The 26,154-nt window shown below is 44.2% G+C and carries 26 protein-coding genes and 1 tRNA gene; 20 read left to right on the top strand and 7 right to left on the bottom strand.

Annotated features, from left to right (window positions below; all coding sequences use genetic code 11):
* Window positions 1-4 precede the first annotated feature (4 nt).
* The 12 genes from FO447_RS00880 (at window position 5) to FO447_RS00825 (ending at window position 12,471) form a co-directional block, all read left to right on the top strand.
* Window positions 5-2,578 carry an endonuclease MutS2 gene (locus FO447_RS00880; protein WP_200757275.1) on the top strand — a complete coding sequence of 858 codons (2,574 nt, stop codon included), beginning with the start codon at window positions 5-7 and terminating at the stop codon, window positions 2,576-2,578.
* Between the two features lie 192 nt (window positions 2,579-2,770).
* Window positions 2,771-2,844 (top strand) — tRNA-Thr (locus tag FO447_RS00875).
* Between the two features lie 208 nt (window positions 2,845-3,052).
* Window positions 3,053-3,667, top strand: a complete 615-nt coding sequence (locus FO447_RS00870) for a DUF4199 domain-containing protein (protein ID WP_200757273.1) — start codon at window positions 3,053-3,055, stop codon at window positions 3,665-3,667.
* A gap of 35 nt (window positions 3,668-3,702) precedes the next feature.
* On the top strand, window positions 3,703-4,674 hold the full coding sequence (locus FO447_RS00865; protein WP_117691989.1) for a glycosyltransferase family 2 protein: 972 nt from the start codon (window positions 3,703-3,705) through the stop codon (window positions 4,672-4,674).
* A complete protein-coding gene (locus tag FO447_RS00860; RefSeq protein WP_118152946.1) occupies window positions 4,662-5,141 on the top strand; it encodes a DUF6452 family protein in 480 nt (159 codons plus the stop codon). Before FO447_RS00865 ends, FO447_RS00860 begins: the two co-directional genes overlap by 13 nt.
* Window position 5,142: 1 nt before the next feature.
* Complete coding sequence (locus tag FO447_RS00855; protein ID WP_117727735.1) at window positions 5,143-5,787, top strand: DUF6048 family protein; 645 nt, start codon at window positions 5,143-5,145, stop codon at window positions 5,785-5,787.
* 21 nt (window positions 5,788-5,808) lie between these two features.
* Window positions 5,809-6,828 (top strand): FAD:protein FMN transferase, encoded by a 1,020-nt coding sequence (locus FO447_RS00850; protein WP_200757271.1) that lies wholly within the window; start codon window positions 5,809-5,811, stop codon window positions 6,826-6,828.
* A gap of 6 nt (window positions 6,829-6,834) precedes the next feature.
* Complete coding sequence (locus FO447_RS00845; RefSeq protein WP_200757269.1) at window positions 6,835-7,509, top strand: Crp/Fnr family transcriptional regulator; 675 nt, start codon at window positions 6,835-6,837, stop codon at window positions 7,507-7,509.
* A 95-nt stretch (window positions 7,510-7,604) separates the two neighbouring features.
* A complete protein-coding gene (locus tag FO447_RS00840) occupies window positions 7,605-9,692 on the top strand; it encodes a M3 family metallopeptidase (protein WP_200757267.1) in 2,088 nt (695 codons plus the stop codon).
* Between the two features lie 4 nt (window positions 9,693-9,696).
* On the top strand, window positions 9,697-10,149 hold the full coding sequence (locus tag FO447_RS00835; protein WP_200757265.1) for a deoxycytidylate deaminase: 453 nt from the start codon (window positions 9,697-9,699) through the stop codon (window positions 10,147-10,149).
* A gap of 45 nt (window positions 10,150-10,194) precedes the next feature.
* Window positions 10,195-11,922: a S41 family peptidase gene (locus FO447_RS00830; RefSeq protein WP_118152956.1), complete on the top strand. Its 1,728-nt coding sequence runs from the start codon at window positions 10,195-10,197 to the stop codon at window positions 11,920-11,922.
* Window positions 11,923-11,925: 3 nt separating this feature from the next.
* On the top strand, window positions 11,926-12,471 hold the full coding sequence (locus FO447_RS00825) for a 5-formyltetrahydrofolate cyclo-ligase (RefSeq protein ID WP_200757263.1): 546 nt from the start codon (window positions 11,926-11,928) through the stop codon (window positions 12,469-12,471).
* Between the two features lie 18 nt (window positions 12,472-12,489).
* Here the strand turns inward: FO447_RS00825 and FO447_RS00820 are convergent, their stop codons facing one another.
* Both FO447_RS00820 and recF read right to left on the bottom strand, forming a co-directional pair.
* Window positions 12,490-12,780 (bottom strand): DUF721 domain-containing protein, encoded by a 291-nt coding sequence (locus FO447_RS00820; protein WP_006846258.1) that lies wholly within the window; start codon window positions 12,778-12,780, stop codon window positions 12,490-12,492.
* A 4-nt stretch (window positions 12,781-12,784) separates the two neighbouring features.
* Window positions 12,785-13,882 carry a DNA replication/repair protein RecF gene (gene recF, locus FO447_RS00815; RefSeq protein ID WP_117691976.1) on the bottom strand — a complete coding sequence of 366 codons (1,098 nt, stop codon included), beginning with the start codon at window positions 13,880-13,882 and terminating at the stop codon, window positions 12,785-12,787.
* Window positions 13,883-14,092: 210 nt separating this feature from the next.
* On the opposite strand from recF, the gene FO447_RS00810 reads away from it, so the two are divergent.
* Genes FO447_RS00810 through FO447_RS00800 form a run of 3 tightly spaced genes read left to right on the top strand, consistent with a single transcriptional unit; the run spans window position 14,093 to window position 15,730 of the window.
* A complete protein-coding gene (locus tag FO447_RS00810) occupies window positions 14,093-14,788 on the top strand; it encodes a tetratricopeptide repeat protein (RefSeq protein ID WP_200757261.1) in 696 nt (231 codons plus the stop codon).
* A 28-nt stretch (window positions 14,789-14,816) separates the two neighbouring features.
* Complete coding sequence (gene ribH / locus FO447_RS00805; RefSeq protein ID WP_006846254.1) at window positions 14,817-15,293, top strand: 6,7-dimethyl-8-ribityllumazine synthase; 477 nt, start codon at window positions 14,817-14,819, stop codon at window positions 15,291-15,293.
* Between the two features lie 56 nt (window positions 15,294-15,349).
* Window positions 15,350-15,730: a hypothetical protein gene (locus tag FO447_RS00800; protein WP_118064247.1), complete on the top strand. Its 381-nt coding sequence runs from the start codon at window positions 15,350-15,352 to the stop codon at window positions 15,728-15,730.
* Window positions 15,731-15,921: 191 nt separating this feature from the next.
* Here FO447_RS00800 and FO447_RS00795 read toward each other — a convergent pair whose 3' ends face one another.
* Both FO447_RS00795 and FO447_RS00790 read right to left on the bottom strand, forming a co-directional pair.
* A complete protein-coding gene (locus FO447_RS00795) occupies window positions 15,922-16,146 on the bottom strand; it encodes a DUF4248 domain-containing protein (RefSeq protein ID WP_200757259.1) in 225 nt (74 codons plus the stop codon).
* Between the two features lie 14 nt (window positions 16,147-16,160).
* Window positions 16,161-17,282 (bottom strand): replication initiation protein, encoded by a 1,122-nt coding sequence (locus tag FO447_RS00790; RefSeq protein WP_200757257.1) that lies wholly within the window; start codon window positions 17,280-17,282, stop codon window positions 16,161-16,163.
* A 1,097-nt stretch (window positions 17,283-18,379) separates the two neighbouring features.
* On the opposite strand from FO447_RS00790, the gene FO447_RS00785 reads away from it, so the two are divergent.
* Genes FO447_RS00785 through FO447_RS00775 form a run of 3 tightly spaced genes read left to right on the top strand, consistent with a single transcriptional unit; the run spans window position 18,380 to window position 19,568 of the window.
* A complete protein-coding gene (locus FO447_RS00785; RefSeq protein WP_203031478.1) occupies window positions 18,380-19,000 on the top strand; it encodes an HU family DNA-binding protein in 621 nt (206 codons plus the stop codon).
* A gap of 25 nt (window positions 19,001-19,025) precedes the next feature.
* The gene (locus FO447_RS00780) at window positions 19,026-19,130 is read left to right on the top strand and encodes a smalltalk protein (RefSeq protein ID WP_181977238.1); all 105 of its coding nucleotides are present in this window, start codon (window positions 19,026-19,028) and stop codon (window positions 19,128-19,130) included.
* Between the two features lie 9 nt (window positions 19,131-19,139).
* Window positions 19,140-19,568 carry an N-acetylmuramoyl-L-alanine amidase gene (locus FO447_RS00775; RefSeq protein ID WP_200757255.1) on the top strand — a complete coding sequence of 143 codons (429 nt, stop codon included), beginning with the start codon at window positions 19,140-19,142 and terminating at the stop codon, window positions 19,566-19,568.
* A gap of 419 nt (window positions 19,569-19,987) precedes the next feature.
* Here FO447_RS00775 and FO447_RS00770 read toward each other — a convergent pair whose 3' ends face one another.
* Genes FO447_RS00770 through FO447_RS00760 form a run of 3 tightly spaced genes read right to left on the bottom strand, consistent with a single transcriptional unit; the run spans window position 19,988 to window position 24,109 of the window.
* Complete coding sequence (locus FO447_RS00770) at window positions 19,988-20,137, bottom strand: hypothetical protein (RefSeq protein ID WP_181976539.1); 150 nt, start codon at window positions 20,135-20,137, stop codon at window positions 19,988-19,990.
* The gene (locus FO447_RS00765; protein WP_200757253.1) at window positions 20,134-23,814 is read right to left on the bottom strand and encodes a hypothetical protein; all 3,681 of its coding nucleotides are present in this window, start codon (window positions 23,812-23,814) and stop codon (window positions 20,134-20,136) included. The genes FO447_RS00770 and FO447_RS00765 overlap by 4 nt, the downstream gene beginning before the upstream one ends.
* 31 nt (window positions 23,815-23,845) lie before the next feature.
* Window positions 23,846-24,109, bottom strand: a complete 264-nt coding sequence (locus FO447_RS00760; RefSeq protein ID WP_200757251.1) for a hypothetical protein — start codon at window positions 24,107-24,109, stop codon at window positions 23,846-23,848.
* A 301-nt stretch (window positions 24,110-24,410) separates the two neighbouring features.
* Between FO447_RS00760 and FO447_RS00755 the strand changes: the two genes are divergently transcribed.
* A complete protein-coding gene (locus FO447_RS00755; RefSeq protein WP_200757249.1) occupies window positions 24,411-25,634 on the top strand; it encodes a site-specific integrase in 1,224 nt (407 codons plus the stop codon).
* Entirely contained in the window at window positions 25,631-26,002 is a 372-nt protein-coding gene (locus tag FO447_RS00750; protein ID WP_200757247.1) for a hypothetical protein, read from the top strand. Before FO447_RS00755 ends, FO447_RS00750 begins: the two co-directional genes overlap by 4 nt.
* Window positions 26,003-26,154: the final 152 nt, after the last annotated feature.

Genomic DNA, 26,154 nt, shown 5'->3' with positions numbered 1-26,154 from the left:
ACCCATGATATATCCAGATAATTTTGAAAATAAGATAGGATTCAATGAAATCCGCAAGATGCTGCGCGAAAGATGCCTCTCTCCACTCGGAAAGGAACAGGTAGACAAGATGGCATTCAGCAGCGATGCAGAACAAGTTAACGAATGGCTCATGCAGGTGCGTGAGTTCCGCAGACTGATGGAGGAAGTAGAGGACTTTCCCCTACAATATTTCTATGATGTAAGGGAGAGCATCCTCCGTATCCGTGTAGAAAACAGTCACCTGGAGGAGGACGAGCTGTTTGACTTGCGACGCTCACTATCTACCATAGCAGATATGGTAAAAATATTGAATCACAGCGATGACGATAACGAGCCGGAAGACGGATGGAAAAGAGAGAAAAAGTATCCCTACCCAGCCCTACATCGCCTTTCACAGGATGTAGTTACTTTTCCACAACTGATTCAGCGCATCGACCAGATACTTGACAAATTCGGCAAGATAAGAGATAATGCAACCCCTGAACTTCTTCAGATTCGCAGAGAACTGGCAAAGACAGAGGGCAGCATCTCACGTACCTTATATAGTATATTGCGCTCGGCACAAAGTGAAGGCATCGTAGAAAAAGATGTTACCCCTACCCTGCGTGATGGCAGACTGGTTATTCCCGTCATCCCTACTCTTAAGCGTAAAATCAAAGGTATCGTACACGATGAGAGTGCCACAGGTAAAACAGTCTTTATAGAACCTACCGAGGTGGTAGAGGCGAACAACCGTGTACGTGAACTGGAGGGTGAAGAGAGAAAAGAAATCATTCGCATCCTCACCGACTTCACCAACAAGGTACGCCCATACTCCAAGGAAATTCTGGACAGTTACCGTTTCCTTGCCATCATTGACCTGATACAAGCCAAGCAAAAACTGGCAGAAATCTTCAAAGCCATAGAACCCGAGGTAGAAGACCACCCACACATAGACTGGACCCGTGCAATACACCCATTATTGCAGCTATCTCTACAGAAGAAAAACGAGAAAGTAGTTCCGTTGGACATCATGCTGACACAGGACAAACGCATTCTTATCATCTCCGGTCCAAATGCAGGCGGCAAATCTGTCTGTCTGAAAACCGTCGGATTATTACAGTATATGCTGCAATGCGGTTTGAGCATCCCTGTAAGTGAGCGTTCAAAGACAGGTGTTTTCCAAAACATCATGATTGATATCGGTGACGAACAGAGTCTGGAGAACGACTTGAGTACCTACTCATCTCATCTTCTGAACATGAAGAATATGATGAAGGCAGCCAATGGCGAGACCATCATTCTGATAGATGAGTTTGGTACAGGTACAGAGCCAGGAATAGGTGGTGCTATCGCCGAAGCTGTACTCGACAAGTTCTGCAAGCAGCAAGCTTATGGTGTGATTACCACCCACTATCAGAATCTGAAGCATTTTGCCGACAGCCATGAAGGAGTGGTTAACGGTGCCATGCTCTACGACCGCCATGAGATGAAAGCCCTCTTCCAATTAGCTATCGGCAGACCAGGTTCTTCTTTCGCTATCGAAATTGCAAGAAAGATAGGATTACCCGAAGAAGTCATCAAGGAAGCATCAGATATCGTTGGTTCAGAATACATTCAAAGCGACAAGTATCTTCAGGATATAGTTCGTGACAAGCGATATTGGGAAAACAAACGCCAGAATATCCATCAGCGTGAAAAAGACATGGAGAAAACAATCTCCAAGTACGAAAACGACATAGAGGATATTGAGCGAAGCAGAAAGGCAATTCTCAAAAAGGCAAAAGAAGAAGCCGCAGAACTTCTGAAAGAAAGTAACAAGAGAATCGAAAACGCCATCCGGGAAATCAAAGAAAGCCAGGCTGAAAAAGAAGAAACCCGCCGTATCCGTCAGGAACTTGATACCTTCAAGCAAGAGGTTCAGGAAATTGATACCAAGGAGACCGATGACAAAATTGCCCGCAAGATAGCCCAGATTCAACAACGCAAAGAGCGCCATGCCAAGCGCCAGGCTGAAAAGAAAGAGAATCAGGAAAAGGCTGCAGCAGCACTAAGGAATGCACAGAACAAGACTCAAGCAGATAGTAAACGTGATATTCAGATTGGCGATACGGTGCGCATCAAGGGACTGACTACTGTCGGAAAGATAGAAAACATTACTGGAGATACAGCAACTGCCGTATTTGGAGGAATGAGAACCAAGATGCGCCTGAACCGTCTGGAGCATGCCACAACTCCTGTTGAAAATGCAGACAAGACAGAAGAGCGCAAGGAAAATCTGGCTTCATACGGTATCAGTAAGGAAACCAGAAAGACCATTGACTCACATAAATCCAACTTCCACCAGGATCTGGACGTTCGCGGAATGCGAGGCGATGAAGCACTTAATGCAGTACAATACTTCATCGATGACGCTATCCTGGTAGGAATGCCAAGAGTCAGAATCCTTCACGGAAAGGGAAATGGCATCCTAAGACAGCTCATTCGCCAATATCTGAGTAGTGTGCCTAATGTGACCCATTATGCAGATGAACACGTACAATTTGGCGGATCAGGCATTACGGTAGTTGATTTTTAGCAAACAAACGTTAAACAACTGAAGTTTTTCGGCAAAACATTTGGCGGGTTCAAAGAAAAACCGTACCTTTGCACCCGCTTAAAAATTGAGACGGACAAGTCTCATACGACCAGCTCCCTCGGAATCCCCCAGGATGGGAACATAGCAAGGGTACTTGGTTGTAGCGGTGCGATATGAATCGCTTGTCCACCCGCCTCTTTAGCTCAGTTGGCCAGAGCACGTGATTTGTAATCTCGGGGTCGTTGGTTCGAATCCGACAAGAGGCTCAAAAAGGAATCTTCTTTTAGAAGGTTCCTTTTTTTTATTTACATACATTTTACTTCTATATTTCATAACGTTACAGTTGAAACCTCTATTTCACGAGGATTTATCTTTAATTATATATAAATATTTCCACCCTTTACACCTTATATAATAAAAAAGTTGTATTTTTGCAAATTGATATGTTACATCCGTAGAAATACAATAAAAACAATGAATACAGAAAATAACGAGAATCAGGAAGAAAAGAAGACAAGCCAGCAAATGCATAAGGTTAAAACGATTATCATCGACACAGGCAAGATAAGACAAACCAAAGCATTCGCCCGGCAAGATGGTGCCATCCTCGGAGCTGTCTGGATTGTCAGTTTCGTATGTACCATGCTGGCAGTAGACCCGCAATACCAGATGCTGGGATTCATTTCCAACATTCTCATCATAGCAACCCCATTTGTTGTGGCCAAGCGACTGAAGGCATTCCGTGACTATGCAAGAGACGGACATATCTCTTTCCGTCATGCATTCTACTATTGCATCCAGACATTCTTCAATGCAACCCTTCTGATTACCCTTGTGCAATATCTTTGGTTCCGTTTTATGGATACGGGTCTATTCATGAACCAACTGCAAACCAACTATCAGATTGTAGCACAAGCGTATCAGTTAACTGCAGGGGAATCTAAAGCCCTTCTTGATGCTGTCAGTATGATGAAACCGATAGCCTGGGCTTCCATGTTTATGATTACCGACCTGGTAGCAGGTGCTGTACTCAGTCCGATTATTGCTGCTGTAATGGCAAAGAAGGATAAACAACAGCATACAAAATAACAATAAATAAGAAACAAACAGATAAATACAAGATAATGGATATTTCAGTAATAATTCCTCTTTTCAATGAGGAAGAGTCGTTACCAGAGCTCTTCGCCTGGATAAAGCGAGTAATGGACTCAAACGATTTTACTTATGAAGTCATCTTTGTGAACGACGGTTCTACCGACCGTTCATGGAACGTCATAGAAGAACTTGCTGAGAAGAATGAGCAAGTAAAGGGTATCAAATTCCGCAGAAACTATGGAAAGAGCCCAGCACTCTTCTGTGGTTTCAAAGAAGCACAGGGCGATGTTGTCATCACCATGGATGCCGATCTTCAGGATTCTCCAGACGAGATTCCGGGACTCTACCAGATGATTAAGAAAGAGGGATACGACCTCGTGTCAGGTTACAAGCAGAACCGTAAAGAAGGAGATCCTCTGAGCAAGACCATCCCTACCAAACTCTTCAATGCTACTGCACGCAAAGTAAGCGGCATACACAATCTGCACGACTTCAACTGCGGTCTGAAAGCTTATCGCCTCGACGTAGTTAAGAATATCGAGGTATATGGTGAGATGCACCGTTATATCCCATATCTAGCCAAGAATGCAGGTTTTGCCAAGATAGGCGAAAAGCCTGTTCATCATCAGGCAAGAAAGTTCGGCAAATCAAAGTTTATGGGATGGAACCGCTTTGTAAATGGTTATCTTGACCTGATGACTCTCTGGTTCCTGAGCAATTTTGGCAAAAAGCCAATGCACGTATTCGGCTTCCTGGGTAGCGTCGTATTCTTCATAGCCTTCCTATCGCTCATCGGCTTAGGCATAGACAAGGCCATCGACCTGCACAACGGCATCTACGGACATCTCATTACCGATTCACCTTACTTCTTCATTGCTCTTGTAGCGATGGTTTTGGGTAGCCAGCTGTTCCTTGCCGGATTCCTGGGCGACCTTATCAGCCGCCAGAACCCAAACCGTAACGATTATCAAATAGAAAAAGAAATAAGATGCGGAAAATAATACCTTTCGTCGTTTTCATGGTTCTGGCCATGATGGGATGTACATCTCTCGACTGCCCACTCAACAATACGGTATATACCAAATACAAGTTGATGGGCGACAACAAGACGCTAAAAGACACGCTAACGATTTCTACGAAAAAGATAGCAGGAACAGATAGTGTGCTGATCAATAAGGATGTAAACGTAGACAGTTTCAGTCTGCCTATGAGTTACAGCCTGGATGAAGACGTATTGTTTTTCGAGATACATACCCTATCGAAGCAAGTATTCAAGGACACCGTGACTGTATCAAAGGAAAACCGTTCTCATTTTGAGTCGGTAGACTGCAGTCCATCGTTCTTCCATACGATAACCGATGTTAAGACTACTCACAATTATATTGACTCAATAGTCATCAATCAAAAAGAGGTAAATTATGATGCATCCAAAGCACATTTCTACATATATTTTGGCAGTCGCAACTAATATGCTATCCCTATTTGCTGTTCTCCCCTGTCATGCCCAAAGCAAGAAGAAGATCATAGAGCAGCAGCCTGATACCATACCTTTTTTTAGAGGTATGGCTGTGGGAGTTGACCTGATAGGCCCCGTACAGTTGATGGTTAGCGACTATGGGCAGTACGAAGCATCTCTCCGTATCAATCTGAAAGACAAGTATTATCCTGTTTTCGAATTGGGTTATGGAAAGGCAGATGCCAGCGATGAGGCAACCCAAATCACCTACAAGACCAGCGCTCCCTATTTCAGATTAGGTGTAGACTGGAATCTTCTGAAGAACAAACACGACGACTACCGTCTGTTTGGCGGTTTCCGCTATGCCTGCACCTATTATGAATATGACCTGAGCGCCCCACCCGTTACAGATCCAGTATGGGGCGGCGAAACGCCCTATGGCGGAAATGGCATTTCCTGCAACTATCATTGGCTGGAAGGCGTAATAGGTATTGATGCCAAAATCTGGGGTCCCGTCCGTATGGGTTGGAGTTTCAGATACAAACGCCGCCTCTTCAAGAACGATGGAGAATTAGGCAACACCTGGTATGTGCCAGGCTACGGTAAACAGGGAGGTTCACGCCTTGGCGGAACATTCAATGTAACCCTAGAGATTTAAAGACTTCATAATGTGTAAAGAATGAAAAAAAAGAAACTTATCTGGCAAATTCCATTTCTGTTGATACTTATCGTTGGTACCATCGTTATCATACGTCAGCAGCATAATACGCCCTATCAGAAAGATACCGGCTTTATCTTTGGCACCATCTATCACATTACCTATCAGAGTGATACCAACTACCAGCAAGAGATAGAAACAGAACTCAAGAAGGTAGACCAATCCTTGTCTCCTTTCAATAAGACCTCTGTCATCACACAGGTAAACCAAGGTAAAGATATTGAGGTAGACGAAATGTTTACCGAAGTATTCCGCATGGCAGAAAGCATCTCAAAAGAAACCAATGGAGCCTTTGATATCACGGTTGCCCCAATGGTAAACCTCTGGGGCTTTGGATTCAAGCAGGGGGTACCTCCTACGAAAGCCAAGATAGACAGTATCAAAACGCTGGTTGGTTATGAGAAAGTAGCCCTGGAAAAGGGACGCATCATCAAGCAAAATCCTAAGATCATGCTTGACTGTTCTGCTATCGCCAAAGGATATGGCAGCGACATTGTTGCCAGATTCCTGAAAAAGAAAGGTATCAGCAACTTTATGGTTGAGATTGGTGGAGAAATCGTAGTAAACGGTGTTAGCGAGAAACAAGTGCCTTGGCATATTGGTATCAACAAGCCAACTGACGATTCTACCAATACGAGTCAGGAAATTCAGGATGTACTTGATATTACAGACATAGCCATGGCTACGAGTGGTAACTACAGAAACTTCTATTATAAAAACGGCAAGAAGTATGCACATACCATAGACCCAAAGACAGGCTATCCTGTGCAGCATAACATCTTATCAGCAACGGTTTTAGCCAAGAACTGTGCAACAGCCGATGCCTATGCTACCTCGTTTATGGTGATGGGAATGGAGGGTGCAAAACAGATTCTGAAAAAGCATCCGGATCTCTGTGCATATCTCATCTATGCTGACGAGAATGGACAAAACAAGATATGGTATTCACCATCTCTCAAAAACAAGATATTAAATAAATAAACTTAAATGTCAACCAATAGACTATACGACAGTTTATTATCACTCCCATTATTCTTGGGAATGACTCGCTATGACTTCCAAAATGTAGCAGGTAAAACCCGTTTTGACTTTCAAAAACTGGAAGCGGGTGAAACTATAGTTGAAGAAGGCACAAGTTGTACACGTCTATATTATTTAATCCGTGGAGATATTAAGGTGATAACCCAGGCAGACGACTACGGCTATCAGGTAGAAGAAGACATTTCGGCACCGGAATCATTCCAGCTGGAACGACTTTTCGGTCTTACCCAGCGTTTCACCCACACTTATGTGGCAAAGAACAGCTGCAGCATCATGTCAGTCAGCAAGCAAGAGATCATGAAGTTATCCGATGAATATGAAATATTCCGCATCAATCTTCTGAACTTGGTCTGCACCCAATCCCAGAAGAACAACCGCAGACTGTTCAGAGTTCCTGCCAAGACACTGAGCGAGCGTCTGATCCGTTTCTTCGAGAGTCACAGCGTCCGCCCGGCAGGCGAGAAAATCTTTCATATCAAGATGACCCGTTTAGCAGAAGAGATGAATGTAAAGCGCATCTATGTATCCAAAGCCCTCAACGAACTACAGTCAGAAGGACTTATCCAGCTAGAACGAGGCAGAATCTATATCCCTGCACTGGAAAATCTCATCAAACGCTAAAGAAAGTATAACGACCGATAAATATAAGTTAAAAACGTTTATTATCAAGGCAATAAAGCATTTTTTTGCTAACTTTGCAGCTAAAAAGTAACAATATGCAAGACAATACAATACAAAATAGAACCAACCCATTCTTCGTGCCTTACAATACACCGCACGATACAGTACCATTCGAACGAATCCGTCTCGAAGATTATGAGCCAGCATTCATGGAGGGAATCCGCCGTGATGACGAGGCTACAGACAAGGTTGTAAACGATCCGGCAGAACCAACCTTTGAGAATACCATTGCAAGAGTTGATACAGAAAAGGGCGAACACTATTACGACCTCTTAAGCCGTGTATCTAACGTTTTCTCATGCATGATGAGTGCAGAAACCTGCGATGAGATGGAAGAGATTGCGCAGAAGATGAGTCCGATTCTCACCAAGCACGCAAATGACATCACGCTGAACAAGAAACTCTTCGAGCGCATCAAGTTCGTTCACGATCATCCAAACAGAGAGCTGACTCCAGAAGAGAAGATGCTTCTGGACACCAGCTATGACGGATTCGTACGCAGCGGTGCACTCTTAGATGAAGAAGGCAAAGAGAAACTTCGCGAACTTACAGAAGAAGCCAGTATGCTCACTCTGCAGTTCTCACAGAATCTCTTAAAAGAAAACAAGGCTTTTACACTCCATATCACAGACGAAGCTCAGCTCGACGGACTTCCAGAAACAGCAAAAGCAGCCGCTGCGCATACCGCCAAAGAGCAGGAAAAAGAAGGCTGGATCTTCACACTCGATTATCCAAGTTATTCTCCTTTCATGACCTACTCTACCCAGCGTGAGCTCCGCAAACAGATGTATATGGCACGCAATACGGTATGTACCCATGATAATGAGCAGAACAACCTGGAAATCTGCAAACGACTGGTAAACCTGCGCAGAGAGCTCGCCCAGTTGCTCGGTTTCGAAACCTATGCCGACTATGTTCTTCGCCACCGTATGGCAAGCAATACAGAACATGTATATAAACTTCTCAACGACCTGATAGAGGCTTATAAGCCAACGGCAGAAAAGGAAGTGAAAGAAGTGGAAGCCCTTGCCAAGAAGCTGGAGGGTAAAGATTTCGAAATGAAACCATGGGATTTCGGCTTCTATTCTCATAAACTCCAGATGGAGAAATATAATCTCGATGCAGAAATGCTTCGCCCTTATTTCCAGCTGGACAAAGTGATAGGCGGTGTGTTCGGCCTCGCCAACAAACTGTATGGCATCACCTTTAAGGAGAACAAAGAGATACCGGTATACCATCCAGACGTCAAGGCATACGAGGTATTTGATAAAGACGGCAGCTATCTGGCAGTATTCTATGCCGACTTCTTCCCTCGCAAGGGCAAGCAAGGAGGTGCCTGGATGACAGAGTTCCAGGGACAGTGGATAGACCATAAGGGCAACAACATACGTCCTCACGTAAGTGTGGTAATGAACTTTACCAAGCCAACAGAGGAAAAGCCTGCTCTCTTGACATTAGGAGAAGTAGAAACCTTCCTCCATGAGTTTGGTCACAGTCTTCACGGCATGTTTGCCAATACCCGCTTCGAGAGTCTTTCGGGAACCAACGTTTGGTGGGACTTCGTAGAATTGCCATCACAGTTTATGGAGAATTATGCAATAGAGAAAGATTTTCTCCGTACATTTGCCTTCCACTATCAGACAGGTGAACCATTGCCAGATGAACTCATAGAGCGCATCATAAAGAGTCGCAACTTCATGACAGCCTACGGTTGCTTGCGCCAGGTAAGTTTCGGATTGCTTGACATGGCATACTACACCCAGAAGAAAGAATTTACTGCCAACATCATGCCTTATGAAAGGGAAGCCTGGAAAAAGGCGATGATATTGCCACAGTTGCAGGAAACCTGTATGACCGTACAGTTCTCCCACATCATGGCAGGAGGTTATGCCGCAGGATATTATAGCTACAAATGGGCAGAAGTATTGGATGCTGATGCTTTCAGTGTATTCAAGAAGAATGGAATCTTCGACCAGAAGACTGCTCAAAGTTTCCGTGACAACGTACTCTCTAAGGGTGGAACAGAGCATCCTATGGTTCTCTACAAACGGTTCCGTGGACAAGAGCCAACCATCGATGCACTGCTGGAACGTAACGAAATCAAGGTACAAAATAAAGGATAAGAGGATGGCAAACGAACTTTCCAAACAAACCAAGCTCGACCTTCGCTATTTGCGAATGGCACGTATATGGGCTGAGAACAGCTATTGCAAACGCCGACAGGTAGGTGCACTGGTTGTAAAAGATAAAATGATTATCAGTGATGGCTACAATGGTACACCGAGCGGATTTGAAAATGTCTGTGAGGATAACAACGTGACCAAGCCATACGTTCTCCATGCGGAGGCTAATGCTATTACGAAACTGGCCCGCAGCAGCAATAACAGTGAGGGAAGTACGCTTTACGTCACCGCCTCTCCATGTATAGAATGTGCCAAACTGATTATACAGTCGGGCATCAAGCGTGTTGTATATGCAGAGAAATACCGTCTGGACGATGGTATCAAACTGATGCAACGAGCAGGAATCAAGGTAGAATACCTCAATCCTGATGAAAAGACATCTTCTTCAGAAGATTAGAGATAAGATAGATAAAACGTTAGTAAAAAGAGAATTGTTATGAACATGAGTAAGAATAAGACCAACCGCTTTATGCCATTCATCATGGCATTCTGTGTTGTGATAGGTATTATCATCGGAACATTCTTTTCCAACCATTTCTCTGGAAATCGCCTCAACGTTATCAATAGTGGAAGCAACCGTCTGAACAACCTGCTCCATCTTATTGATGACCAATATGTAGATGCCGTGAACATCGACTCGCTGGTAGATAAGGCAATTCCACAGATTTTAGCAGAACTGGATCCACATTCCGTATATATCAGTGCTAAAGACGCAGCTCAGGCCACCGACGATCTGAAAGGCTCGTTCTCGGGTGTAGGCGTAGAGTTTGTCATCCGCCAAGATACAATACATATACAGAATGTGATACAGAATGGACCTGCCGAGAAAGCCGGACTTTTGGCAGGAGATAAGATTGTAGCCGTAGACGGCAAACCTTTTGTAGGAAAGATTGTAACCAATCAGGAGGCAATGCATCGCCTGAAGGGTCCAAAGGATACCAAGGTGAAAATCGGAGTTATACGATATGGAAGCAAGAAGGTTCAGACCTTTACCGTAACCCGAGGTGAAATACCGACAAAGAGTGTTACAGCTGCCTACATGCTTAACGACAAAACCGGCTATATCCGTATCAAGAACTTTGGCGAGAACACCTATCCGGAAATGCTGATTGCTCTGGCCAAACTCTCACAGCAGGGATTCACCAACCTCTGTATTGACCTTCGTGATAACTCAGGAGGTTACCTGACGGCTGCAGTAAACATGGCAAACGAATTCTTGCCAGACAAGAAGCTCATCGTTTACACACAGGGACGCAAATCGCCTAGACATAACTATATGAGTGACGGTAAGGGTGCCTACCAGAAGATTCCGATGGTAGTTCTCATCAATGAAGGTTCTGCATCATCTGCTGAAATCTTTGCGGGTGCCATGCAGGATAATGACCGTGCTACCATCATCGGACGACGCTCGTTTGGTAAGGGACTGGTTCAGCAACAGATAGAATTCCCAGACCACAGCCTCATCCGTCTGACCATTGCGCGCTACTATACTCCTTCAGGAAGATGCATCCAGAAGCCATATACGCTGGGCGATGACAAGGATTATGAGCAGGACTTGCTTGACAGATACCAGCACGGAGAGTTCTTCTCACAGGATAGCATCAAGCATACAGGACCAGCTTATCATACAGGTAACGGCCGTATTGTCTATGGTGGAGGTGGTATCACCCCAGACATCTTTGTTCCTGAAGATACGCTCGGCATGACATCCTATTTCAAGGAGGCTAGTCTGAGTGGTCTCATCTTGCAGTTTGCCTTCACCTATACAGACGATAACCGTCCGAAGTTGAACAACTTCAAGGAGATGATGGAACTTGCCGATTATCTTGACAGTCAGGACATGGTTGAAAAGTTTGCCAGCTATGCTGATAAACGTGGTTTGAAACGTAGAAATCTTTTAATCAAGAAATCACACAAACTGTTAGACCGTGTCATCGACAGCCGTATCATCTACAATATGTTGGACGAGCAGGCATGGACCCAGTACATCAATCTTGATGATCCAGTCATCAAAAAGACGCTGGATGTATTTGAGAACCATGCAGCATTTCCAAAGAAACCGGAGCCAGCCAAAAAACGCGCTGCGAAGAAAGAAAAGATAGCTATGGCGAATACGCCCTACAACTATTCTTCCTTACACCATAATAATTGTATGATAGCAAATGCTTAAGGCATGGACAAGAAAGAATTAAGAAAAATCATAAAATACAGAAAGCGACAGTATTCCTCAAGACAACTTGAGGAACTGTCGCTTTCTGTATTATCCCGTTTAGACTCCAACCCGCATCTTCAGAATGCCCAAACCATACTGATGTACTATTCGCTTCCTGATGAAGTGGACACCCATCATTATATAGACCAACTTGTTTCCAGGGGAAAACGGGTGATACTGCCCGTTGTGCTGGACGATACGAATATGGAACTGAGAGAATATTCCGGAGTTCAAGACCTGAAGGAAGGAGCCTATCATATACTTGAACCGAAAGGCAAGATTTATCCGGAAGAAAAATATCCTGAGATAGAACTTGCCGTAATCCCAGGTATGAGTTTCGATATGAAAGGCAACCGGTTAGGAAGAGGAAAAGGCTATTACGACAGATTTCTTGCCCAGATTCCACATGCATACAAAATAGGAATCTGTTTCGACTTCCAGAAAATCAAAGAGGAAGGACTCCTTCCTGTTACCCCTACAGATATATGCATGGACGAAATCATATAGCATATAGAGCGGGGAATATTAATAAAAGCGTATATCTGCAATAACCTGTGCACCAACCTGTTCATTCAAACGGCGAACAAGGGTAGCACGGCTCATCGTGAGGTCAGCCCTCAATGCAGCATTCTCTATCTTTACATAGAGAGTCTGGTTCTTGATAAACTTCTCACCACAATATGCAGCAATATTTTCCCCTACTACAGAATCCCAACTCATTATCAGGCGTTTCTGCTGTAAAGGAGTCTCCAAGCCTTCCTTTCTCAGAAATTCGGGCAAGAGTTCTGCTATTGACTTAACTTTTCTTTTAAACATATTCTTACTTTATTATTTCCCCATTCTCTACATAGAATATCGTATGATCTCCCTGCATGTTCTGGAGAATCTTATCCAAATGATCACGGTTCGTATCCGTAATAAAAATCTGTCCGAAATGGTCACCGGCAACCAGTTTCACAATAGCCTCAACCCGCTGAGCATCCAACTTATCGAAAATATCATCTAAGAGGAGCAGAGGAAGCGTATTGGAACTCGTGCGCTGCAGAAAAGTAAATTGAGCCAGTTTCAGGGCAATCACGAAAGTTTTGTTCTGCCCCTGACTTCCCTCTCTCTTCATCGGATAATCACCCAGCAAAAACTCCAGATCATCACGGTGAACACCATGCAGAGAATACCCTACAGCACGATCCTTAAACCGGTCGCGCTGGATAACATCCAACAAAGGACCTCTCTGGCAATGAGAAACATAGTGAAGACGGACCTGCTCCTTATCACCCGAAATCTGCTGATAAATCTGCTGAAACAGCGGAACCAGTTCGTCAACGAAAGCCTGCCGTTTCCGGTACAGCAATTCACCATTACTCGCCATCTGCTGTTCCCAAAGTTCCAGCAGCGTAATATCAGGCTCCTCCTCCATTTTCAGCAAAGCATTTCTCTGTTGCAAAGCCTTATTATAGTTGGACAAAGCCTCTATATAAGAGTAATCATACTGAGAGATGACCACATCCATCAGTTTTCTGCGCTCTTCACTCCCACCTTCTATCAGAGAAACATCAGATGGAGAAACCAGAATCAGAGGGATAAGCCCAATATGTTGCGAAAGACGCTTATACTCCTTCTTGTTTCTCTTGAAATGCTTCTTGGTACCCCGTTTCATGCCACAGTAAACATTCTCTATCTCCCCCTTATCATTATCATAATTTCCCTCCAGCATAAAGAAAGGCTCATCATGAGTAATAATCTGGGAATCGATAGAATTATAGGCACTCCTACAGAAAGAGAGATAGTAGATGGCATCAAGGAAATTAGTCTTTCCCATGCCATTATGTCCTATCAGACAATTGATTTTGGGCGACAACTCCAGATTGGCGCTCTTTATATTTTTAAAGTTAATAATGGAAATATTCTTTAAAATCATAGTCTCTTTTCTGCTTTTATAGTGCAAAGTTAGCAGAAAAAGAGGAAAAAACAAAAAAAATAGGCTAGAAATTTCAATAATTGAATAAAATTGAGTAAATTTGCAGAAGTTTAGCGGCATTCCACAATTTGAAAGCTAACTTTCTATTGAACAGATTGCCCCAAAACCAGAAACTAAAAAGTATAGAATAATAAAAAAAGCAAAATAAAAATGGCAAACAAAAACGTACAGGCTCAGGAAACAGAGAGCCTAAACATTCGTGAGGCCTTCTTCTTGAAGTACAAGAAGGCAATTATCATTGCAGTAGTAGCTATCATTGTTATCATTGCAGGTGTATTCGGTTATGTATCTCAGATCTCAGGTCCTCGTGAGGACAAGGCTAGCACTATGCTTGCTAAGGGTCAGACCTACTTTGCTAACCAGATGTATGAGCAGGCATTGAAGGGTGATGGCGCTGGCTATGTAGGTTTTACTAAGATTGCTGACGAATACAGCAGCACAGATGCAGGTAACCTGGCAAACCTCTATGCAGGTCTTTGCTATGCAAACCTCGGCAAATGGGCAGAAGCTCAGAAGAGTCTGGAAGCTTTCTCTTCAGAAGACGACCAGATGATCAGTCCTGCTGCTGAAGCTGCTTTAGGTGATGCTTATGCGCATCTCAACCAGCTCGACAAGGCTGTAGATGCTTTCAAGAAGGCTGCTTCTATGGCTGACAGCAAGGCCGAAGATGGTACAAACAACAGTCTTTCTCCTACATTCATTATCAAGGCAGGCGAGATTCTCGAAAGCCAGGGTAAGAAAGACGAAGCTTTGAAGCTTTATCAGGATGCTAAGAAGAAGTATGTTAACGCTATGCTCGTACAGGGTGGCGAAATCGACAAGTACATCGAGCGCGCTTCTAACTAATCTGTACTGATAACAATTCGAAATCAATATGGCAACAGCACTTCATAATTTATCTGAATACGACTTTACTAAAATACCAGACGCCAGTAACATGTGCTTCGGTATCGTTGTAGCAGAATGGAATCCTGAGATAACGGGCGCTTTGCTCGACGGAGCAGTAAAAACACTCGAAAAACATGGAGCACTCACTGAGAATATCCATGTGAAAACTGTTCCAGGCAGCTTTGAACTTATCTACGGAGCCCATCAAATGGTTTTGAATGGCGGCTATGATGCAGTCATCATTTTAGGTAGCGTGATACGTGGTGAAACTCCTCACTTCGATTACATCTGCGAGGGTGTTACCTACGGAATTGCCCGTCTGAATGCTACTCAGGAAATTCCTGTTATCTATGGTCTCTTGACTACCAACGATCTGCAGCAGGCTAAGGATCGTAGCGGCGGCAAGTTGGGTAACAAGGGTGATGAGTGTGCTATAGATGCTATCAAGATGGCTAAGTTCTAGTCTTCACAACGAGAGTTGATAAACTGAATGTTATATATATAATAAGGTATAAGCATATGAAACTCTACCAGCTATTGCAGTCGTTTGAATTTGAAGAGATTTTTCCAACAGTCAATGTGATGTTTCCAAATGCACAGTTGCATCGCGATATTTTTGAAAAAGCATTCGATATGCTTTGCAATATCCAACCTATCACATCCAAAAAGGTTATCAAGTTTGAACTGATGGAAGATCCCAACTCAAATGATATGTTTGTTGGAGCAAATGATAGCTGTTTCCAGTCCACATGGGATGTATGCCTGGGAAAGGAAGTCAAAAAAGGCAAAGGCGCTGATCTCAATGATGTAGAACTGGCAGCCAACTGCTTACTCAATGTTCTTTTCATCGGACGTCATCCTCAAGGATTTGACAAGGACTACAAAAAGTTATTGAAATAAACTATCTTTAAAAGGTAAAAGGGTAAAAAGGTAAAAAGGTAAAAAAGCCTACCCCCCTTCGTGCCCCCGTCCCCAGCGATTCCATCGCTGGTCCCCTAAAAAAAAGGTAAAAAGAGCACCCTAGCTTAACATTCCGCTAGGCTCTTTTTACCTTTTTACTTTTTTACCCTTTTACCTTTTCAACATTCTCTTTATGCCCCCGGCTCGCCCAGATATTCGAAGATGGTGGATACCTGGCGGGGAGGGAAATACTGGCTACGATTCTGGTAGCCTAGGCGCTGCAGCTCGTTCCAGAGAGGCTCGCAACGCTTGATCCATTCCATGATATGACGGCGCGCTGTCGCCCCGTCGGTTGTGTCGGGAAAGTAGAGCAGACCGAGTTCGGTCTTGCTGTACATACGTTGGGGATAATTCATAAGCTTTATATTTTTTACAATCCTTCTACACCATGATCCTTAAAGAAACCTACCATGGCTGTGGTCATATAGCCACCCGTGTTCATCTTTTTGTTCGAACGCCTGCAGTTGGCTATGTAATAATCCTTTCGCAGGAAGAAGTCCTCCAGGTCGCCAATCATATCTAACCTGAGATAGCCGCTCAACTGCTCAGCCTTCTTCTCGCTCACATCATAATTGCATTGCAGCCGGAGTTTCAGTTTGCTCCGCTGCCCTCTCAGTTCGCTGCTCACTTCTCCACCCTCTGCAGTTTCGCCTGAAGTGCGACGGTCGTGCAGGGTAAACGTGATGTGTTCGGGCAGGTGATGCTTCTCTTTTTCACCCTCCTCCAGAAAGAAAGGCTTATAGGTAAGATACTGGTCGATGACGTGGTTCCGGTAAAGGCGCTTGAGGTCTTTGCAGGCGAAAGCCAGACATTTTCTGTCCAGTTCCGACCAGGTCTTGTAGTAATCTTCCCTGCCATGCATCAGTTGCTGGATATGCGCCGTTTTGCTGATGGTGAATCCCTTTACAGCCCAGCAGTTCATGATGAGATATAACTTGATGCTCGATGCACTGCGGCATTGGTTGATGGCATTGAGGTCGATATAGCTAACTCCCTTGTCGTAATTGTAGAAAAACCGCATCACGTTGTTGTCGAAGCGGAATTTTACCAACCAGTTCTTGTGCCGGTCTTGGTATATCTCACTCTTGAACAGGCATGCAAATTTCCGGTAGTATGTCTGGTCGCCCTGCTTGAACGGTAGCTGGATGGGGTGCGATTCTATACGCTTGATGGCATCGCGCAATTGCGGATAATGGTGAGCACCATAAGGAAACTCCGACAGTTTCATGATGACATCGGTGTGGCCTGCTGCTCTCTGTTCTGCGGTGAAGCCATTAAAAGTCTGTGAAGTTAATCGATAAGGGATTACATAGCCCAAGATTGCTTTCTGGGCATGCTTGATAATCTGTAGAACGATTTTGAGTTCTACCACAGAATAGTTCTGGTAAGACAATCCCTGTACGCCAAGGATGGCTATCAGTTGTTTCTCTTGTTGATTTGTCTGAGGGAAGGACTGCTGCCCGCCCGGAGGCTGTTGATTTACTTGTTCCATTGTTAGTTTTCTCTTTAAATGGTTAGTGGCCTACCGATTGGGGCAAGTCTTTGTTGTTGTTTATTGAAAACCGGCATGGAATTGGAGTAAGGATAACATAACAAGATAAAAATTCTCAATCCGTGATGGAAGGAGTTTCAGCCTTTTCTCTTGCTGTCAAACTTATGTCCTTACTCTGCATCCATGCCGATAAATTTTCATCAAATTTATCAGGCATAGAATGCCCTGTAAGGATTACAGTTTGATCACTCACCTTTTGGGGCTGAATCCTACTCAATGAGCTATGTTCTAATCCTTAACCGAAAGCATTTCCCGGTGTCCTTCATCGGGAGAAGAATCGCATTCTCCGCGCTTTCATGTTGCAAAAGTAATATTAATTTCAGACTTATGCAAATTTTTGAAGAGAAAAAATGCATTTTAGTGGCTGATTTGTTGAAAAAAAAATCTTTTTCCTCACGTATTACGTATAATGTAAAAAATGTAAACGTATATATATAATATACTTGGTATAATGTAGGGAAGAAAAATTAGCACCTAACTATCTGATATTCAACATCTTGTATTTTTAAGATTCGCCCTGGTAGTCATTGGGGCATATCAGAAGGCACATGATTGGCTCTGATGGTACCTATTATTGGCCCTGGTAGTCATCAAAAAAGGTTAATTCGCCCTGATAGTTATTGAGCACTCAAATGAGGTAAACAAATGATGTTCTTCCGTTTACCAACTGATGTGGCTGAGCTGGGTTAAGGATATGGCTGCACTGGGTTACGCAGACGGCTGGACAAGGTTAAGGATTCGACTGCATCGGGTTAAGGATTCGACAACGTAGGCTAACGGAGTCGTATCCGTCGATTTATCGAGACGTCTTGACTCGCTGACTGAACCATCTGGAGTAGCTGACTGAACCATATCAGTATTCTGCTGCATACGCTTGCATGCAAAAGTATACATAATTGAGCCAAATAGTGCACAACTGGTACTTATCGTACCAAAGTGGACAAGTGGGGCTCCGCCGATGTTGTATCTTTGTATCAGCATTCGGGAAGAGACCGGTGCACAACATGATTATTCACAATTTTAAAATTTTATGTATTATGGCAATTAATTACAGTTTAGTAAAGCTTGCGTCAAAATTTGGTGACAAAGCAGGAGTTCCTAAGTTCTACGCCCGTGCTCAGATGAACGAGTCTATTTCGCTCAAGAAGTTTGCGAAGTTGATCTCTATGCAGACCACTGTATCCTATGCGGATGTAACAGCCGTTCTGGTCAGTATGCAGGAGAACATGATCATCGAGTTGCAGCGAGGCAACCAGATTGATTTCGGCGAGTTGGGCAAGTTCCGCCTCCAGCTTACCAGTGAGGGTGCGGCAACCGCAGCCGAATTCAAGAGCGACATCAACATCAAGGGTGTGAACATCCAGTTTATCCCTGGCAGCGATCTTGCCAACATCTTCGTAGGTATGGAGTTTGAGCAGGTTGCATCACGTGCCGTACAGAAGGCTGCCCTCAAGGCTGAGAAGGAGGGTGCCAAGACCCTCGACATCGAGGAGGCTAAGAAAAAGCCTGCCAAGGACAATGCTCCTTCTGGCGGCGATACCACGGGTGGCAATACCTCTGGCGAGCAGACCGGCGGAACAGGCAGCACTGGCAACACCTCAGGCGAGCAGACTGGCGGAACAGGCAGCACTGGCAACACTGGAGACGGATTAGAATAATTAACCTTTTAAAACAGAATAGATTATGACAGAAAAGAACAAGCAGAAATGGAATGAGATTATCAAGTTTGCAGTAACCGTACTGACAGCTCTCCTCGGGGCGTTGGGCGTTTCGGCAGGTGGACTTTAGAAGGAGCCTATGAGAGACATCAATATGATAGTGGTGCATTGCAGCGGTAGCCGCTGCAATCACCGTTATACGATGAAGATGCTGCGCTACGACCATGTTCATAACAACGGCTGGACTGACATCGGCTACCATTTCTACATCACGCTGGATGGAGTGGTTCATGCCTGTCGCCCGGTAGAGCGTATGGGCTCTCATGCCCTCGGTTACAATGCGCACAGCATAGGCATCTGTTACGAGGGTGGTCTTTCGCCCTCGGGCTGCATCAGCGACACCCGCACTCCTAAGCAGAAGGAGTCGATGAAGCATCTGATTCAGGATCTTCACCATCGTTTTCCGGGCATCCGTACCATCCTGGGGCATCGCGATTTGCCTGGCGTTCAGAAAGCCTGTCCGTGTTTTGATGCCACGAAGCTTCAGTACCTCCTGGATGCTTCCTGATTCTCTTCCATTAAGAGGGTTTTTCATGAGCAGAAATCCTCTGAATTTATTTAACAAGTTAGGGCGCATCCAATCCGGATGCGCCCTTTTTCTTTGTCGTCATATTTCTTTCATTCAACACTCAACATTTACCTCTCAACACTCAACATTCAACACTCAACATTCAACATTCACCATTCTCTAACTTTTTCCGAAACTTTTCCTAGGATGAAGCGTCTATCATGGATATGACGGGGCTGACGGCAGAGGAGATAAAGCTGCTGAAAGCGGAGATGTAGATTACGAATATCACCATATAATTAAGGGTCTATACACCCTTTTGTCGAGGTGTATAGACCCTTGGAACAACTGCGAAGTATGGGTTGATAAATATTGCCAAATGTTTTGTCGATCAATTTGGCATAAACTAAAACACAATACTATGCAGGATCACAATCTTCATCTGTGAATGGAATCTGCTCATAGCTTTTTGGCGGTTTTTCTGGTCCTAAGTCAGACCCAGCTAATAGAACACAGGAATTTTCCAACTCAACAATAGCGATTGATGGTTTCTGATAATTCTTTTTCATATTCCTAACTTATTGAATTTCACATATTTTTTACCATTTTTGATATAGATGCCATGAGTAGGCTCTTTGCAGAGCTTACGACCTTGCAAGTCATATATACCATTTAGAGATGTTTTATCAGCCTCATTGTTGGTTATAACTTGGATGCCCTCTATGGCAGTTGTTGATCCCTCGCCAACCTCATCTATGTTGATAGAACGGGATTTTGATGCTTGTGACATGTTAGAACCATTACGATTACTTACCGTAAGATACCAACGCTGTGCACCAACTTCGGTAGAAGGGTTTAACGGAGCTATGCATCCTTTCTTGTTGAGAGCATACACTGCAACCGATACTCCATCCTGACCTAATCCACTTTGTGGAGTGTAGATGCCTGTGAAGTCATACTTGCGAGTCATGCTCATGCAGTAGTGTGTTTTCGATTCTGCCTTATGCAACTTGGCATTATTGATAGTGATAGTCTTGCTTCCGCTATCGTTTGTTCTCAATAAGTATGGGGTGTTAGCCTCAAACTCTCCAGAAGTAGCTTTCTTCACTTCAAGTACCGTCTCATAGCCACTGCCATCTTCCTTTTCATACTCATGGAAGTTATTGATGCTTGCCACGGTGATGCCGTTGCCGGTCCAGTCCGTAGCCTGAGTCTCGAAAGGCACGTACACAGCCTGCCACTGGTCTGCGCCTAGATAGTCGCGGGTGTAGTTCAGCGTTGGGGCAGTGAAGTCCACAGGGCTGTTGTAAGGCGCATCGTCATTGATATCAACAGGTTTGAATGTCGTGTATGAACCGTCAGTATTAGCAGTCAACTCCAAGTCGTTGCCATCAATGCCACAGAAGTCCTTGATATACAAGAAGTTGTTTTCGCATCGCTGACAAGTGGAGCTGTAGAGTCCGTTTGTCAACAGAGTCTCCGTATCCTTGACGTGCTTGTCGTACTTCTCATGTGCATTTGCCTCCGTATTGCTGAAAATGTTCACTTGCTTGTCACCGCAAGTATAATAATTGTTGTATACGGTATTCCCGTTGCTTGGGGTAAGCACTGGATATTCATCGCCATTCTCGCCCAACTTCTGATACCATACCAAGATGCTTCCTTCTGCAGGGGTAGATGTGGAGCCATTCAGCAGCCATGCCACCTCACCGCTCTTTATCTGCTGTTTGGTGAAAGCCTTGACCACGTCAGCTTCTACCTTTCCGTCTTCGAAAGTCAGACTTCCGCTACCAACTATTTTGATGTTCTCAGATGAATTATTTAGCAATGCCTCCTTGTTGTAAGTTACAATACCCTTTGCGGTTAGTGTACCGTGCACACGACCTATAATGATTCCTGGATTGTCATTTGTATTCGTCACATCTCCATAACTGAACACATTCTGGATACTGCAGTTAATCAACGTTTGTCCTGCTATGCCACCGACAAGCCAACCTGTGCTTGTAATCTTGCCATAGTTAGCGCAATCTTCGATACTTGGTCTATCAGCACTCCCTATGATTCCACCAATAGAGGAATTATTGTTTTCAACGGTTCCGTAATTGGTGCAGCACTTGATGTTTTTATAAGTGCTAGAACCAGCAATTCCGCCTACATCGCTCGTGCCCTTCACGCTGGAGTGATTCTCGCAGTTTTCGAGATTTATTTGGGCATCTCCAACGATACCGCCAGTACGACCTTGTCCTATTACAGTACAATTCTTTGTGGTTTTAATACCCTTTATATGTGCTGGAGAATTCGAGTATGCAAATGCATATCCTGCCAAGATACCGGTGCATGTGCTCACATTCTCCACCTTGGCATAGTCAAAGGTAAGGTTTTGGATAGTTGCATCCTCAGTATAGCCGAAAAGCCCCACATAGATTTGTGCCGTCTTGATATAGAGATGTGAGATGGTGTGTCCCTGACCGTCCATATTTCCCTTCCAGCGATCATAGGAATTGCCTATCGGAAGCCAACTCAAGAGTTCCTTGCCGTCTTCAGCCGCATGGCAGTAGTTCTTTAGATCGATATCCGCAGTCAGCATGGCAGATGCTGACGAGTGAGTAGTTCCAGCTACTTCGCCTTCGTCCACAATAGTTCCGTTCACATAGTCGCGGAACCAAGCCAAGTGGCAAGGTTTGGCTATCAGGTACACCCCATTTTGCTCTGAAGGCTTCACTGCCACATAATGCTTGCAACGGTCGCAATAGCCATCCTCATTGTTGGTGTGTCCAAGAGCAGGATGCTCTGCGTCCGTTACATCAGTCAATTCCTTGGTCAATTGGCTGTCGGAATATATCCTTTGGCAGTCCTGGCATTGCCAATATTCCTTGGTTGCCGCCTCTGTGCAAGTAGCGTTTGTTGCAGCGTGGTGATTTATTGTCTGTCCGTGTTGATACCTGATTGCGGAACTGGTAGGATTGTTGGTGAGACTACCCTTCACCACCTTATAGGTTTTGCAATTTAAAGTCAGATTGTCAGCATAAACCTGATGTTCCGAACCAATGACGGGATAACTGTCTCCATTATTAGCCAGATTTTGTCCCCATTTTGCTTCGCTCGAAGCATTTTGCTGGAGCAGATAGGCAACAACACCGCTTTTCAGCTGGGTCTCTGTAAATCCTGTTGCGTTATCTTCAGAGAGATTGCCGCTTCCGAAGGCTTTAACCGTAATCTCTTGGCTGTTTGCAGTCAGCTTTGCGCCACTATAGTATGCCACCATGCCTTCAGTGTCCCCATATTTAGAATAGCCAAAAGCCATGCCTATATCATGCGTGCTTTCCGTGGCACTGATGTTGCCATAGCTGAACACGTTCTGTATCTTGCCATTGTGTACATAACCTGCCAAGCCAGCAACACTATTTGCACCTTTTACATTTCCATAGTTGGCGCAGTCTTGGATCGTTCCGCCACTGAAATCGCCAACCAAGCCACCTACACGCTGACTTGTTGCCGTTACATTTCCATAGTTGGCACAGGCGGTTATAGAATTACCTGTTTTTTGGTAGGAGCCAAAAAGACCACCGACTTTTTCTTTGCCTTGTACCGTGGCGTAGTTCACGCAGTTGTAGGCGTTACCATCAAGTATACCTGCAATACCGCCAGTATAATTACCTCTTATTTGGCACGTTTCTGATATTTTGATATTTTGAAGGGTGCTTGTATTTGCATAACCAACCAAAATTCCTATGATATCTTGCGTATTTGTCACATTTGCATACTCAAAGGTTAAGTTCTTAATAGTGCTTTGATCGGTACAACCGAAAAGCCCCATAAATTTTTGGGTTGCATTGATATAAAGGTTAGTGATGGTCTTGTTATTTCCGTCGAAAGTACCTTTGTAATTCCTTTCAATATTTTTTCCAATAGGCACCCAGCTCAGTTCTTCTAAGTTTTGAGACGCATCAGCCGCATAGCAGAAGTCCTTTAGGTCTATGTCGGCAGTGAGCTTGGCGCACGCATTGAGGTGGGTAGTAGCCGACTCGCTGCCACTCACCGTATACGTACCATTCACCCAGTCACGAAACCATGCCAGCTCCTTGGCGTTGGAAATTTGGAATGGATTACTGCTCGAGCCATCGCCCTGGGCTGGCCTTGAGGTCGTTACATTAGTGGCTGCCCATGCCCCCTCATAAGGCATGAGGATAGCCATCACGAGCAGAAGCATCGTGAATAGCCTGTTTCTTTGTTTTTTGTTGTTCATAACTGTAAATTATTATTGTTATTCTACTTTCTTACATATTTTCTCTCATTGCCATCAGATATACTGTAAATCCCAGGATGATGACGAAAGTCAGTCCGAGAAACAGATAGATATAGTATCTTTCTCTCTTGATGAAATCACAGAAGCTGTAGCGAGCCTTGTAGTTTTCATCAAGATATATCCTGTAGTCTTGAACCATGGCATAGCTCATAACTATGGCGAACAACAGAAGAAACAATGCCACTATAAAAATAGCCTGTTCCTCTTTCGTGAAAGTCTGAATTATATTTTCCATGGTGCAAATATAGTGTTTTTTTTTCAAAAAGAACGCCTAAAAAGGCAAAAAATAGCAAAATAGAGCATTTTGTTTGAGTTTCAAGTGGTTGTGGCAGTCGTTGGCTTTAGTTGGCAGTGACAAGGAAATGAGGAAAAAGCAGATTAGAGAAGTAGAAATGCTTTCAAATCATTACCCAATGAAAACGCCCTAATAAGCATTTTTAACGGTGGCGGTTCAATCTTCTCCATTCTGCGTAAGTTTTGGTTTTGCCATGCAACTCTCATAGTTTAATTTTGCATCGAACAAAAAAGTAAGAATTATGAGATGCACTTTCAAGACAGTCTTCTATGTAAATAGAAGCAAGGAGAGAAATGGAATTGTCCCAATCATGGGGCGAGTGACAATCAACGGAACAATCGCACTGTTCAGTTGCAAGCAGAGCGTTACCAAGGCTATCTGGGATGCCAAGGGCAACAGAGCCATTGGCAAGAGCAAGGAAGCCAAGGAGGTGAACTTTGCGCTCGACAACATCAAGGCTCAAATCGCCAAGCATTACCAGCGACTTTCCGACCGTGAGGCGTTCGTTACAGCTGAAATGGTGAGAAACGCCTATCAAGGCATAGGCACCGAATACGAGACCTTGCTCAGAGCTTTCGACAAGGAGAACGCAGCCTTTGCCAAACGTGTAGGCAAGGACAGAGCCAAGAACACTTACAACAAGTATCTTGTGATGAGAAAGTACGTTGCCGAGTTCATCAAGTATCAGTACAAGCGCAGCGATATGTCCATGAATGAGCTTACCGAGGAGTTTATCCGTGACTATTGCCTTTACTTGAAAAATGTGGTAGGGCTTGCGCAGTCCTCCATTTGGATTTACTCCATACCTCTGAAACATATCGTTACGGCGGCACACTACAACGGCAAGATACCGAGAAATCCGTTTGCCATGTACCACGTTGATCCAGACCACAAGGAACGTGAGTTCTTGACCTTGGACGAGCTTACCGCCATGACTGAGATAAAGTTGGAAGACCCCAACATGGCATTTGCGAGAGACCTTTTTATCTTTGGCAGTTGGACAGGTATAGCTTTCATCGACATCAAGAACTTGACGGAAGATAACATCAGCATGATAAACGGTGCTCCTTGGATTGTTTCCAAGCGTCAGAAGACAGGCGTTCCGTTCCAAATCAAGTTGATGGACATTCCCATGCAGATTATTGGGAGATACAAGGCTTTCAGAAAAGGAAGTCACTTGTTCAATATCGGCAACCTTGACAGCATCAACAAGCGCATAAAGAAAGTTGCTGCAATGTGTGGCATCAAGAAGCGTGTCTCGTTTCATGTCTCACGTCATAGTTGGGCTGTTTTAGCCTTGGAGTACGGAATGCCGATAGAGAGCGTGAGTAAGATTCTTGGTCACACGAATATCACCACGACACAGATATATGCCAAGGTGACAAGCACCAAGCTTGACCATGACATATCTGTCTTTGAAAGTCGAATCAAGGGGCATTTGCCTGTAATGGGAGGAATGGCATGAAAAGGACAATAATCACCGTGGGCGGCAATGGAAGGCTTTCCATTCCGTCCAACTTGGAGAACTTGTGGATGAGTGAGAGTGAGTTGATTGATATGCTTTATATCACTGCCCCGAAACTCACTGCTGTGATACGAGCTATATATAAAGAAGGTATGTTGTCTATGTTGGAGGTCCAACAAAGGGAAGAACTTTCCAAGGGTATTTGGCAAACGTTGTATGGATTCCCTATGGTTGTTGCCATTTGCTTCCGTCTAAACTCTAATGGTGCGGCACAACTTCGTGATGCCATCATCAAGAGATTGTACGGAGCAAAAGAGAAAACAAACATTGTCTTGCAACTCTATGGATGGACTAATTCCTTTAGTTGAGAATGGTCGCTTTTTTGACGCTTCGATGATTCGCTGTCGTATTGACTTATTGACGTACTGATTCATTGTCGTATGGAAGTGCAGTTGCAATTTGATAAAGAAGTATCCATGCAAAGAAGTGTGTAAGCATATATGCATTGATGCCATACGTT

Origin of the sequence: Segatella copri, assembly GCF_015074785.1 — a bacterium.
Classification (GTDB): Bacteria; Bacteroidota; Bacteroidia; order Bacteroidales; family Bacteroidaceae; genus Prevotella.
The sequence above is the reverse complement of the archived record's forward strand: the minus strand, read 5'-3'. Positions and strand labels throughout refer to the sequence as shown.